Origin of the sequence: Nocardia sp. NPDC049220 (assembly GCF_040647855.1) — a bacterium.
In the GTDB taxonomy this organism is placed as follows: Bacteria; Actinomycetota; Actinomycetes; order Mycobacteriales; family Mycobacteriaceae; genus Nocardia.
This window is the reverse complement of the sequence record NZ_JBEZDA010000012.1, coordinates 15,080-27,412: the sequence shown is the minus strand read 5'-3', so window position 1 is coordinate 27,412 and position 12,333 is coordinate 15,080. Positions and strand designations below refer to the sequence as shown.

The following is a 12,333-nucleotide window of genomic DNA, read 5'->3' as shown; positions in this document are numbered from 1 at the left end:
ATCGGGCATCACAACACCAGCCACCCACACTGTGGGGCTTTTCTCTGGTCATACGCCGTACTCAGCGGGCAATTCACCCGCCTGACCGCTCGCTCCAGCAACCGGTAGTCCTGCTCGGCGCGATCGGCATGCATCCGGGCCCAGGTCGCCATCGCCTCGGCGAAACCGCCTCCAACCCCGAGATAGCCTGCGATGAAACCCGCACCGCGAGTCCGACAGTGCGCCCGCGCCAGCAACGCCGCGCACAGCCGGCCATAGCTGACCGTACGCTGCGGTGTCAGCGACTCTAAAACGACGGACTTCTTCATGTCTCGGAATTGCCGGATGTAGTAGTCACGCGGGACGCTGTCGTCGTCGCTGACACCGCGCACCCAGCCGAGGAACCGGTCGGACTGCGCCTGCGGCACCCGCTGCGCACCGACGACCCTGGCGCCCTGGCTCCCAAGGGGATCCGCTCGGAGGTTCCTCGATATGCGAGCAGGTCCGGCCCTTATCCATACCGAGGCCACCAAGCGGCGCACATCCCACTCCCCCGGCGCCGAATACGCCTCGTCGAAATCGTTGAGGTCGAACAGCACTCGGCGTTCCGGCGATCCGAACAGCCCGAAGTTCGACACGGGAGCGTCCCCGCACGCCGCGACGTATAGACCGGTCATCGGGCTGTCCGCGAGATCGGGTGCCATCACCGTGCCCGCGCCACGATAGTGGGGCGAGGGGCGAGGGGCGATTGCAGCATGCGCCCGATGCGCACCGGGAACAGATCCGCCAGCCGGGTCGCGTTCTGCTGGACGACGATCGCGCCGACCGTCTGGTCCGGCACTGCCGATTCCGCACCGATTCGGCGATTATCGTCCGGGTTCGGCCCTGCGGTCCAGGTCACGCGAACCGGAGGGTAAACCTGCACGCACGTTGGGTACCCCATTCGTTATGGGAGCGATACAGGCGCGGGTCACGGGTGACACGACCACGTCCGCAGTGCGCGAATCCGAGCACCGCGGTGCGATCGCGAGCACTAAATGGCGACGGATCAGGGAAGTGATCGCCACCCGCACCGTCGCCGACGCGGCGCGGGAGGTGTCGATCGAGGTCGGCAAACCCCAGATGGCGCCGGGCGACACCGGTGTGGTGTGTGGATTCCGTATTCAGGGCATCGGAGAGCGGTGGGCGCATGGCACCGATTCCATCGCGGCGCTCTACAGCGCATTCCAGGGGATCGCCGCCGAGCTGCGGCAGGCCAACAATGAGGGGGCGCGGTTCGCGGTGGCCGAGCCGTCCGATCCGCGATTCCCGGCCGTCCCCACCCGCCCATCGCACGCAGCGACCACAGTGGAGCACGAGCCGCAGGCCATGATCGCCGCGCGTACCCTGCGCGACGACCAGAACTCGCTGTCGATCATCATCGGCAGGCCGTACCTGGCTGCTGACCGGCGCAACCACCTGTGCCGGTTCCACATCAGCGAGCAAGGCGCGTCCATCGCCACCGGGGTCGACGAGATCCAGGCGCTGCACACGGCGGTCAACATGATCAGCGAACGGCTCGAGCTGCCGCCCGACTGGCCGCTCACCCGCCTGTCCTGAGAGCGGTCGGCAAACAGCTTCCCAGCCGGGTCGGATTCGGCGTCGAATCACGGTTGGTGGATCGTCGACCGCGCAGAAACCCTCCGGCACCGCGCACAAATGAGGGATGCCCGTCCCGGCCGCTGCCACCCCGAGCCTGAACCAGATCGTGGCGAAGCTGCAGCGTCGTCAGGAGGGAACTTGCCCATGGAATTCATCTCGCCGGTCGACGCCCTATTCCTCATCGCGGAATCCCGAGAGCACCCGATGCATGTCGGTTCGCTGCAGATCTTCGACCCGATGGAAAGCACCGGATCGCAGTTCGCCCGGCGCGCGTACGCGACGCTGGCCGGCGACCGGAATTTTCATCGCACCTTCCGCAAGCGCCCGGCCAGGCTGTTCGGCACACCGCAACTTGCGTGGACGGTCGACAGCACCATCGAACTCGACTATCACGTGCAGCGTCGGGCACTCCCGGAAGCCGGGTCGCTCGACGCGCTGGTGGAGGTCGCCGCCGGACTGCACAGCGCACTGCTCGACCGCCATCGGCCGCTCTGGGAAGTGCATCTGATCGAAGGGCTCGCGGACGACCGAGTCGGCATGTATTGCAAGATGCACCACGCCCTCATCGATGGCGTCGCCGCCCAGCGCTTGGTGCAACGCACGCTCACCACGGACCCCGACGCCAAAGAAGCGCTGGTGCCATGGCATCTTCCGCCCTCCGATCGCCGCGCCGAGAATCCGCCGCGCCCGCGTTCATTCGGTGCGATGACACGCGGGATGGCCGCCGCGGCCGGCGCCGCGCCGACAGCGCTGCGCCTCGCCCGCGCCGCGCTCGTCGAACAGCAACTGACTCTGCCGTTCGCGGCGCCGCGCACCCTGTTCAACGTCCCGATCGGCGGGGCCCGCCGCTGCGCTGCCCGCTCCTGGCCGCTGGACCGGGTGCGGCAGATCAAGAAGGCGACCGATGCGACGGTCAACGATGTGATCCTCGCCGTGACGGCGGGAGCGCTGCGAACCTACCTGATCGAGCACCACGCCCTCCCCGACAAGCCATTGGTGGCGATGGTGCCGGTGTCGCTACGGCAGGACTCCGACGACAGCGATATCGGCGGCAATGCGCTGGCGGCATTGTTGTGCAACCTCGCCACCGACATCGCAGACCCTGCCGCACGGCTGACGGCGATCAGTTTCTCGATGCGGCGCAGCAAAGACATCTATCGCGCACTCTCCCCCGCGCAGGCCGTTTCGCTTTCCGCGCTGACGCTGAGCCCGCTCGCGCTGTCGCTGCTCATGCCCGCCACGGTCGCGCTGACGAGCCCGCCTTTCAACATCGTCATCTCCAATGTGCCGGGACCGCGCGAAACCCGCTATTGGAACGGCGCCCGCCTCGACGCCAGCTTCCCGCTCTCGATCCCCATCGACGGCCAGGCGATCAACATCACCCTCACCAACAATGCCGATAACCTCGACATCGGCATCGTCGCCTGCCGGCGCAGCGTGCCGGAGGTGACCCGGCTGCTCGACCACCTGGAGTCGTCGCTGACCGATCTGGAGGACGCGGTCCGCTGAAGGGAGGGGTGCACCGCTGCGACGGTCTGGCGCATCAGTTTCTCCCGCAGCGCAGCCCGAGGCGGGTCGAACTCGTCCGGCGCGGCCGGCAGTACTCGACATCGTCGTAGCCGGCTGCGTCGGTCCGGTCGGTAGTGAACTCACGTATCGTCGACACGTCCTCGTTCCCACCTGAATTCGATGGCGGTCCGATATCCGCCCGCGTCTGTCGCACACGGGTCACGGAACACCGATATCGAGCTGGTGAGCATACGCACCAGTTCCCAGGTCAGCGGATCGCCACTGACTTCGACTTTTCGCTCGGAGACGGCATCGACCCGCACATCCATCCGATTCGCGCTGTAGGTGAACGCACAACCGAGCAAGGAGCCAGGCGCGGCGTCGACTATCAACATGCTGGCGATCTCGCTGATTGCCAGCCGGATGTCGGCGGCCGCGTCGAGCGGAAAGTCGGCCACCAAGCACACCGTGTCGGCCATCCCGCGCACCATGGCCAAATGCCGGGCCGCGGCGGGAATCCTGACGGATACCGTTGCGCCGGCCGCGGTCCGCGCGCCGAACGTGTCGGTGATCACGCGCATCAGACCGCTGCGAGCTGCGCTTGCCACATCCCGTGCAGCTGCTCGAGTCGGGCGGCGATGGCCAGGAAGAGGTCCCGAGTGACCGGATCGGCTTTCTCGGTGGCAGCGATGCGCTCGCGCAGTCGATTGAGCACTGCGGCAAGGCTGCCGGCGACCGCGTCGGTGTCGCGCTGCCAGCCGCCGACGATCCCGATCGCGCCGGAATCCTCGGCCACTGTCGCGGCGCGATTATCCGGTCTCACCCCGATCGCGGTGGCGTGCTCCACGACCGCATCGGTGAACTCCCGTGCCGCAATGACCAATTCATCCAATGCCAGGTGAGCCGAACGGAAGTCGGCGCCGATGACGTCGTAGTGCGCGTGTTCGGCGATCAGCGACAGGTCGATCAGGTCGAACACTGTCGCACGCAGGGTCTCTCCCGCGATGCGCTGCTGTTCTGGATCGAGGGTGCTCGTGATGGGCTCGGTCATCGCTTCCGCCTTTCTTCCGTCAGTCCCTGGTCATCACGGGCTACCCACCTCCTCGACGTTAAACATCGGCCGGTCAGCGCGCCCTACGCCGGTTGTCGAAGCCCGCACCGCACGTAATCGCACAGTGCGTGGTGCCCCCAGCCCGATCCGAACGGCCGCCGCTCGCGCGACGGCCAACTCATCCGACGTCAGGGCGGCGTATTGGATCAAGGGCGTCCGCCGATGGCGCATCCGTAGCCGCGTGATCTTCGCACCGAACATTGCGCACAAGGCGATCTGGTACGCACAGCAAGTAGCATCCAGAATGTGACATACCCAACACCTCGGGATGCGAGATGGTAGCGGGCACACCGATCCCGCTGCGGGCCGCGACGACGGTGGACTGCATCCGCCGCGTCTCGACACCCACCTATGACCGATCCGGAATATCCACCGGCATAGTACATTTCGGGGTCGGCGGCTTCCATCGCGCCCATCAGGCGATGTACCTCGATCGGCTGCTGGAGCGCGGCACGGCGCGCGAGTGGGGTATCTGCGGAATCGGCGTGTTGCCTGGGGACCGCAGAATGCGCGACGTGCTCGCGGCGCAGGACGGCCTGTATACGCTCTCGACCGTCACACCGGATGGCACGTGGACAACCAGGGTGATCGGCTCGATCCTCGAATACCGCTACGCGCCCGACGACCCGGAGGCCGTGCTGGAGAAGCTCGCCGCTCCGGCCACCCGCATCGTCTCACTCACCATCACCGAAGGCGGCTACCACATCGCCGCAGCCACCGGTGAGTTCGACGCCGACGATCCCGCCATTCGTGCCGATCTTCGGGCGGACGCGCCGCCCGCCACCGTGTTCGGACTCGTCACCGAAGCGCTGGCGCGGCGAAGAGAGCGTGGTGTCGAACCGTTCACTGTGATGTCGTGCGACAACATCGAGGGAAACGGGAACGTCGCGCGACGGATGCTCGCCGCGTTCGCCACACTGCGCGATCCCGAGCTCGGCGCGTGGGTGACAGACCAGGTGCGGTTCCCGAATTCGATGGTGGACCGGATCACCCCGGTGACTCCGCCCGGGGCCACGGGCGAAGTCGAACGGCGCTACGGGGTGACCGACCGCTGGCCGGTGTTGGCGGAGCCGTATACGCAATGGGTACTGGAAGATTCGTTCGGTCTCGGCCGGCCCGCCTTCGACGATGTCGGCGTGCAACTCGTCGACGACGTCGCCCCTTATGAGCTGATGAAACTGCGGCTGTTGAACGCGAGCCACCAAGCGTTGTGCTACCTCGGATATCTGAGCGGCTATCGGTTGGTCCACGAGGCGGCACAGGATCCGGCATTCCGGCGATTCCTGTTGCGCTATATGGACGTCGAGGCCACTCCGACACTGCGCGCGGTGCCCGGGGTCGATCTGGGTCGATACAAACAGACACTGCTCGAACGGTTCGCCAACCCCGCGATCGGCGACACCATTGCTCGGCTGTGCGCGGAATCTTCCGACCGGATTCCGAAATGGCTCCTGCCGGTGGTCCGTCACCAACTCGCCGCGGACGGCGACATCACCTGCGCGGCAACGGTTGTCGCGAGCTGGGCGCGCTATGCCGAGGGGATCGACGAGCAGGGTGAGCCGATCGAGATCGTGGACCCGATGCGCGACCTGTTGGTTCCGCTAGCACGGCGGGAGCGTGAGCGACCCACCGCTTTCCTCGGTGCACGCTTTGTGTTCGGCGATCTGATCGACGAGCCCCGATTCGTTACCGCATATCTGGCGGCCATGAACTCGCTGCACACCAGAGGAGCCCGCGCCACCGTCGAGGCCCTCGCAGGTTAGCGCGAGGCTACCCGCGCGACCGCGCGAGCCTCCTCGCCGACAGCGAACCAGAGATCGAGGACCGAGCCGGTGCGGCGGCCGATGAGGCGCAGGTCGTCGCCGGAGCGTACCGGCTTCAGGTACTCGATGACAGCGCGATGCGGACCGGATTTCAGATCGGCGTGATCGGCGAGAATCTCCTCGACCGCACTGAGGTAGACCGCGTTGTTCACGTGGTCGAACATATCGATATCGGTGGCCCGGAGCGGGAACGGTCTGGTCAGGACGCCGGGTTGGTCGGCGGCAGGCAGCGGGTCGGTGAGTGCGGCTTTCCACCGCAGCCGGTGTTCGGTCGTGCCGGCCTGCAACGGCGCCATGAAGCGGTCGCTCATCCGGGCCGGCACGCCGGACTCGGCACCGAAGTGGATCAGGAAGCCCTCGGTCTCCACCAGACCGCCCTGACTTCCGCGCACCTGGACGCGCATATTGCACCACCGCGTCGACAGACCGGAGCACCACCGACGCAAGTCGACCCGTTCGCCAAAGGCAATGGGTTCGAGTACGTCGATCACCGTTCGGCGGACCACCCACGCACGATGGGTGTCGCCGCCCTCGACGACCTCGAGATGTTCGAAACCGATGTCTTGCAGGTAGCGCGCGACGCTGTCGAGGCGCAGGCGCTGATCGCCGTCGGTGTCGGCAAGGCGGACCGGCCAGCCCGTCTCGAACGGGATTGCTTCGGTCGGACGTTCCGGCAATACGCTGGGTATGACCATGACCGGATAATGCCAGGTATTTGCCAATCGCGCTAAGTCGGACGCGCCGGACGGCGACGATATGATCGGCATCCCCGGCGGATGACCGCCAATTGACCGGCTACCCCGAACATTTACCCACTACACCTGGGCATATGCGCCGCTTTATCGGCAAGACCGTGGGCGAGCGCCCCGGGCCCGGGATGATGACCATCCGCTGGATCACACCGCAAAGATGATTGCCAAGTGTTGTCCATTCAACCGAAAGGCCCCGCTTGCCGACCGGGGGACGGACGATCCCACCCCGATGTGAGCGACCCTCTCGGCGTGGGGTGCCGGTGCCGTCGACGGCCGTATTCGGGTTCGTGCCTCTCACGCCGGACAGCGCGTCGACGGTCCGCTCCGGCCTGTTGCCCGAGCCCTCCTGGCCCAAGGCGGCGATCCATCCCGGACAAGCATGATGCCCCGCGGAGCGTGGCTCCCGGGGCCTCATGGCAAGCGTCTACTTCCTCGAACGATCCCGTTTCTCCCGCACCCGCACCGAAATGCGGACGGGCGAGCCATCGAAGCCGAACTCTTCGCGCAATCTGCGCTCCAAGAATCGGCGATAGCCTGCCTCCAGGAAGCCAGTGGTGAACAGCACGAATGTCGGTGGCCGGCTGGAGGCCTGCGTGGCGAACAGCACGCGAGGCAACCTACCGCCACGCATCGGCGGCGGGGTCGCCGCGATCACTTCCTTCAGCCAAGTGTTCAGCCTGCCCGTCGGAATACGCTTGTCCCAGGATTCCAACGCGGTTTCCATAGCGGGCACCAGTTTCTGCACCGCACGACCGGTGTGTGCGGAGATGTTCACCCGCTGCGCCCACGGCACCCGGACCAGATCCCGATCGACCTCACGCTCCAACTGCAGGCGCCGGTCCTCGTCGACGAGGTCCCACTTGTTGAACGCCAGCACCAACGCGCGACCCGAATCGGCGACCATGCTGATCACCCGCAGGTCCTGCTCGGTGATCGGCTGCGACGCGTCGATCAGCATGATCGCCACCTCGGAGGCCTCCAACGCGGACTTGGTGCGCAGCGATGCGTAGAACTCGGTGCCACTGGCGTTGGACACCTTGCGACGCAACCCGGCGGTGTCGACGAACTTCCAGACCTTGTCGCCCAGTTCGACGAGCGTATCGACCGGATCGACCGTGGTGCCCGCAACATCGTGCACCACCGAGCGCTCGTCGCCGGACAGTTTGTTCAGCAGGCTCGACTTGCCGACATTGGGCTTGCCTACCAGCGCGACTCGCCGCGGGCCGGTGCCACCGGTCCCCTCGCGCGGGGTCTCCGGAAGCGCACCCAGCACGTCATCGAGCAGATCGCCGGTGCCGCGGCCATGCGTGGCGCTCACCATGCGCGGCTCGCCGAGGCCGAGCGACCACAGCGCCGCGGCGTCGGCTTCCACCCGCTGGTCGTCGACCTTGTTGGCGACCAGGATCACCGGGACCTCGGAACGACGCAGTTTCCGCACCGCGGCTTCGTCCGTGGCGGTGGCGCCGACGACGGCGTCGACCACCAGCAGGATCGCGTCGGCGGTCTGCATGGCCAGTTCGGCCTGCCTGGCCACCGACTGCTGCAATCCCTTCGCGTCGGGCTCCCACCCGCCGGTGTCCTGAACAAGGAAGCGGCGACCCGCCCAGTTCGCCTCGTAGGACACGCGGTCGCGGGTCACACCGGGGATGTCCTCGACGACCGCCTCACGACGACCGATGATCCGGTTCACCAGCGTCGACTTGCCCACGTTCGGACGACCGACCACGGCGAGCGTCGGCATCGCGACATGGGCCGCATCCTCGAATTCACCGGCGAGATCGGACAACTCCCAGTCGGTTTCGTCGCTCCAGACACCGTCACCGGCCAACACGTCTTCGCTCATCGGTCACTCCCCGCCCGGCTCGCTGAAAGCTGCCGCGCGACAACGCCGTACAGCTCGTCGATAACCTCGTCCATGGTCAGCTCACTGGTGTCGACCAGCACCGCGTCCGCGGCCGGACGCAGTGGCGATATCTTGCGGGTCGAGTCGAGGGTGTCGCGACGCTGCACATCGGCCAGCACGCCCGCGTAGTCGTCACCGCGACCCTCGGCGATGTTCTGCTGGTTGCGCCGCTCGGCGCGCGCCTCCGCGGAGGCGGTCAGATAGATCTTCGCGTCCGCGTCCGGCAGTACGACTGTGCCGATGTCACGGCCCTCCACGACGATTCGCCGGGCGGCCGTGGTGAGGTCACGCTGCAGAGCAACGAGCAACTCACGGACCTCGGGCACCGCCGAGACCGCGGAGACCGCCTTGGTGACGGCATCGCCGCGGATCTCCGACGAGACGTCCTCGCCGTCGAGCCGAATCACCTCACGACTCGGGTCGGTGCCGATGGACAGCGGCAACTCCTTGACCGCCACGGCGATGGCGGCGGTGTCGGTGAGTTCGATACCCGCGCGCAGCACACGCAGGGTCGCGACCCGGTACATGGCGCCGGTGTCGAGATAGCGCGCGTCGAGACGGTTGGCCAGCAGCCGCGAAACGCTGGACTTGCCGGTACCCGACGGCCCGTCCATGGCGACCACCAGCGGGCTTGCACCAGACATCCGCCTCGGCACCTCGACCGGGATCTCCACACCGTTCACAACGACACCGCCTCGTAGAGTTTGCCGACTTCATCGCGGCCGAGCACACGCAGCGTGCCAGGCCGTTGGTCGCCGAGCGCGACCGGACCGATATTCGTGCGCACCAGCCGGGTGACCGGATGACCGACCGCGTCCAGCAGCCGGCGCACGATGTGCTTGCGCCCCTCGTGCAACACCAGCTTCACCAGCGACCGTCCCTCGCCCAGTTCGAGCACCTGGAAACTATCGACCCTGGCCGGACCGTCCTCCAACTCGACGCCCTCCTTGAGCCGCTTGGTGACCGCGCGATTGACCTCACCATTCACCGTCGCCAGATAGGTCTTGGAGACCTCGAAGGACGGGTGCATGAGCCGGTGCGCGAGATCACCGTCGTTGGTCAGCAACAGCAGGCCCTCGGTATCGGCGTCGAGTCTTCCGACATGGAACAGGCGCTGACCGGCGGCGATCCGCTCGGCCACGATATCGCCGACGCAGGGACGTCCCAGGTCGTCGGACATGGTCGACTGCCAGCCCTTGGGCTTGTTCAGAGCGACGTGCACCAATTCCTCGCGCACCATCACCCGGGTGCCGTCGACCCGCACCACCGCGTTCTGCGGATCGATGCGAAGGCCTTGCTCACGCACGATCAAACCGTCGACCTCGACGCGACCCTGCGCGATCATCTCCTCGGCGGCGCGGCGCGAGGCGACCCCCGCCTTCGCGAGTACCTTCTGCAGCCGTTCTCCCTCACCCCACGGCAGCTTCGGATGGGCAGCCCCGTCTGCCGGCTCGACGTGCTGGCGGCGCGCGGGCTTGGCGTTGCTCAGCAGGGTGGGCTGTGCGACCTGACGCTGCGGCTTGGGCTTCTTCTTGCCGATCGGGGCGGACTGGGCGCCATGGCGCTGACCGCTCGCCGATGATGCTCCGCGATGGGCGCCGCCGCCCTCTTGCTGTGCGCCACGGGGAGTGCTCCCCCGTTGCGCCGAGCGGGCGTCCCTGGCGCCCGCGTTGCGGCCCGAACCACCCCGTTCGGGCTGGGTGCCGCGTTTTCTACGATCCGGTGTGCCATCTCGGCGAGCGGGCGTATTCATCTTGTCCTGTCACTCTTCGGTGCCGAGATCCAAATCGGACTCGGCGGGTTTCTTCAGCCTGGTGTAACGAGGGTCCGTCTCCAGGCTCTCATTGATCTCATCGATCAGGTCGACGCCGGGAAGCAGAGGCGCCAGCGGCGGCAAGTCGCTCAGCGACGCGAGTCCGATCCGTTCCAGGAACAGTTCGGTCGTGCGGTACTGCGTCCCGTTCGTCTCCGGGTCGACGCCTACCTCGGCGATCAAGCCCCTGGCCAGCAGCGTGCGTATCACGCCGTCGACATTGACGCCGCGCACCGCGCTGACCCTGGTCCGAGTCACCGGCTGACGATATGCCACCACCGCCAGCGTTTCCAAAGCGGCCCGTGTCAGTTTCGAACGGGAACCGTCGAGCAGCATCCGTTCCACATAGGGTGCGTACTCGGTGCGAGTATAGAAGCGCCAGCCGTCCCCGACGAAACGCAGATCGATTCCACTGGCCCGGGCGGACAGTTCCGCGGACATCGCGCGCAGCGTGGCCCCGACCCGCTCGGTGCTGTCGTCCAAGGCGGCCGCGAGCTGCTCTACCGTGGCAGGCGCGTCCACGACCAGCAGGATGGCCTCCAGCGCCGAACGGAACTCCGCATCCTCGAGCGGTTCCGGGGTGAGTTCCGCCACTGCCTCGCTCACCACTGCGCTCCGCATCCTCGGTTCACTCGATGACGCGCCCTCACCGGCGTGCCTCACCCACGGTGTCGTCGATCCGCTCGCTCACCCGTAGTCCTCCTCGATAGTCACAGCGCCCGCCTGGTTCGCGGCGTCGTCGCCGATCCAGCTGACCGACAGCGGGCCGAGCGGGTCAGGCTGGTCGAACTCGATCGTCTTACCGCGATACAACTCGAGCAAGGCCAGGAAGCGCGCGACGATCTGGACCGGAACCTCGCAGTCGGCAACCAACTCACCGAAAGTCGTCCAGCCACCGATGCCGCGCTGTTTGAGCCGCTCCAACACGAGCACCGCCTGTTCGGCGACCGAGATGGCGTGCGTATGCAGATGGTCGAGCCCGACGGTAGGCACCGGGCGAGGCCGGAAGGCCACCGCGGCGATCTCGGCGAACTCCGCCGCCCCTACTCCAAGGGTAACCTCGGGCAGCAAGTCGGCGTAACGCTCCTCCAACCCGACCGCGCGGGGATAGCGGCGCAGCGCCGCGGCCTCCAGCTCGCCGAGCAATTCGGCGACCTGTTTGAACGCCCGATATTGCAGCAGACGGGCGAACAGCAGGTCACGCGCTTCGAGTAGTTCGAGATCCTCGGTGTCGGTCATCTCGCCGGATGGCAGCAGGCGTGCTGCCTTCAGGTCGAGCAGAGTGGCTGCGACGACCAGGAATTCAGTGGTCTGATCCAGGATCTTGTCCGCCCGCAACGTGTTCTGCCGCGCCATGGTCGCGGTCAGCGCCTTGGTGTAGGCGATGAACTCGTCGGTGACCTTGTGCAGAGCCACCTCGGTCACGTCCAGCTTTCGCGAACTGATCAGGGTGAGCAGCAGGTCGAAAGGACCTTCGAAGTTGCTCAGGCGCAGACGGAATCCGGCGGGCTGGGCGGGATTGTCGTCAGCAGAGGTGTTCTGGGATGTCGTGGTAGCCGTAGCCGCGATGTCGGGTGCGGCCGCTCGTAGGGGGACAGCCGATTCGTGGGCGGCGGACACCGCCGGCGAATCGTCTCGCCCTGCGGTAACTTCGCGCGCAACTGGCACGGGGTGGGACATCGGTTCGGTCGTCGGTGATTCTCCCACCGGAGTGTGCACACTCGACGGGGACGCGGCCTCGGGCTCTGATTCGACCCGCGCGCCGGCGCTGCCGACGATCGCCGCGTTCGTGCGCCGCGACG

General features: G+C 66.8%; 13 protein-coding genes. 3 read left to right on the top strand and 10 right to left on the bottom strand.

The genetic code is table 11. The features are described 5' to 3' along the window. Positions 1 to 8 precede the first annotated feature (8 nt). Both AB0C34_RS22960 and AB0C34_RS22955 read right to left on the bottom strand, forming a co-directional pair. Positions 9 to 683, bottom strand: coding sequence for a DUF2252 family protein (locus tag AB0C34_RS22960; protein WP_357076464.1), 675 nt, complete (start codon positions 681 to 683; stop codon positions 9 to 11). Next, positions 683 to 880, bottom strand: coding sequence for a hypothetical protein (locus tag AB0C34_RS22955; RefSeq protein WP_357076461.1), 198 nt, complete (start codon positions 878 to 880; stop codon positions 683 to 685). The genes AB0C34_RS22960 and AB0C34_RS22955 overlap by 1 nt, the downstream gene beginning before the upstream one ends. Before the next feature lie 47 nt (positions 881 to 927). Here AB0C34_RS22955 and AB0C34_RS22950 point away from each other — a divergent pair, with 47 nt between their 5' ends. Both AB0C34_RS22950 and AB0C34_RS22945 read left to right on the top strand, forming a co-directional pair. After that, positions 928 to 1,578: a hypothetical protein gene (locus tag AB0C34_RS22950; protein WP_357076458.1), complete on the top strand. Its 651-nt coding sequence runs from the start codon at positions 928 to 930 to the stop codon at positions 1,576 to 1,578. 186 nt (positions 1,579 to 1,764) lie between these two features. Then, a complete protein-coding gene (locus tag AB0C34_RS22945; protein ID WP_357076456.1) occupies positions 1,765 to 3,129 on the top strand; it encodes a wax ester/triacylglycerol synthase family O-acyltransferase in 1,365 nt (454 codons plus the stop codon). Between the two features lie 140 nt (positions 3,130 to 3,269). On the opposite strand, the gene AB0C34_RS22940 is transcribed toward AB0C34_RS22945, so the two are convergent. Next, positions 3,270 to 3,737, bottom strand: a complete 468-nt coding sequence (locus tag AB0C34_RS22940) for an anti-sigma factor (RefSeq protein ID WP_357076453.1) — start codon at positions 3,735 to 3,737, stop codon at positions 3,270 to 3,272. Beyond that, on the bottom strand, positions 3,710 to 4,180 hold the full coding sequence (locus AB0C34_RS22935; protein WP_357076450.1) for a ferritin-like domain-containing protein: 471 nt from the start codon (positions 4,178 to 4,180) through the stop codon (positions 3,710 to 3,712). The genes AB0C34_RS22940 and AB0C34_RS22935 overlap by 28 nt, the downstream gene beginning before the upstream one ends. Positions 4,181 to 4,515: 335 nt before the next feature. Between AB0C34_RS22935 and AB0C34_RS22930 the strand changes: the two genes are divergently transcribed. Continuing rightward, positions 4,516 to 6,003: a mannitol dehydrogenase family protein gene (locus tag AB0C34_RS22930; RefSeq protein WP_357076447.1), complete on the top strand. Its 1,488-nt coding sequence runs from the start codon at positions 4,516 to 4,518 to the stop codon at positions 6,001 to 6,003. Here AB0C34_RS22930 and AB0C34_RS22925 read toward each other — a convergent pair. The 6 genes from AB0C34_RS22925 to AB0C34_RS22900 all read right to left on the bottom strand — a co-directional run bounded on the left by AB0C34_RS22925 (position 6,000) and on the right by AB0C34_RS22900 (position 12,025). Then, complete coding sequence (locus AB0C34_RS22925) at positions 6,000 to 6,758, bottom strand: acyl-ACP thioesterase domain-containing protein (protein ID WP_357076444.1); 759 nt, start codon at positions 6,756 to 6,758, stop codon at positions 6,000 to 6,002. The two genes, AB0C34_RS22930 and AB0C34_RS22925, sit on opposite strands and share 4 nt — an antisense overlap. A gap of 481 nt (positions 6,759 to 7,239) precedes the next feature. Further along, positions 7,240 to 8,658 carry a ribosome biogenesis GTPase Der gene (gene der, locus AB0C34_RS22920; protein ID WP_357076441.1) on the bottom strand — a complete coding sequence of 473 codons (1,419 nt, stop codon included), beginning with the start codon at positions 8,656 to 8,658 and terminating at the stop codon, positions 7,240 to 7,242. After that, entirely contained in the window at positions 8,655 to 9,362 is a 708-nt protein-coding gene (gene cmk / locus AB0C34_RS22915; RefSeq protein WP_357076437.1) for a (d)CMP kinase, read from the bottom strand. Before cmk ends, der begins: the two co-directional genes overlap by 4 nt. 35 nt (positions 9,363 to 9,397) lie before the next feature. Continuing rightward, on the bottom strand, positions 9,398 to 10,471 hold the full coding sequence (locus tag AB0C34_RS22910; RefSeq protein ID WP_357076434.1) for a pseudouridine synthase: 1,074 nt from the start codon (positions 10,469 to 10,471) through the stop codon (positions 9,398 to 9,400). A gap of 9 nt (positions 10,472 to 10,480) precedes the next feature. Continuing rightward, positions 10,481 to 11,152 carry an SMC-Scp complex subunit ScpB gene (scpB, locus tag AB0C34_RS22905; RefSeq protein ID WP_357076431.1) on the bottom strand — a complete coding sequence of 224 codons (672 nt, stop codon included), beginning with the start codon at positions 11,150 to 11,152 and terminating at the stop codon, positions 10,481 to 10,483. 66 nt (positions 11,153 to 11,218) lie between these two features. Further along, positions 11,219 to 12,025, bottom strand: coding sequence for a segregation/condensation protein A (locus tag AB0C34_RS22900; RefSeq protein WP_357076854.1), 807 nt, complete (start codon positions 12,023 to 12,025; stop codon positions 11,219 to 11,221). Positions 12,026 to 12,333: the final 308 nt, after the last annotated feature.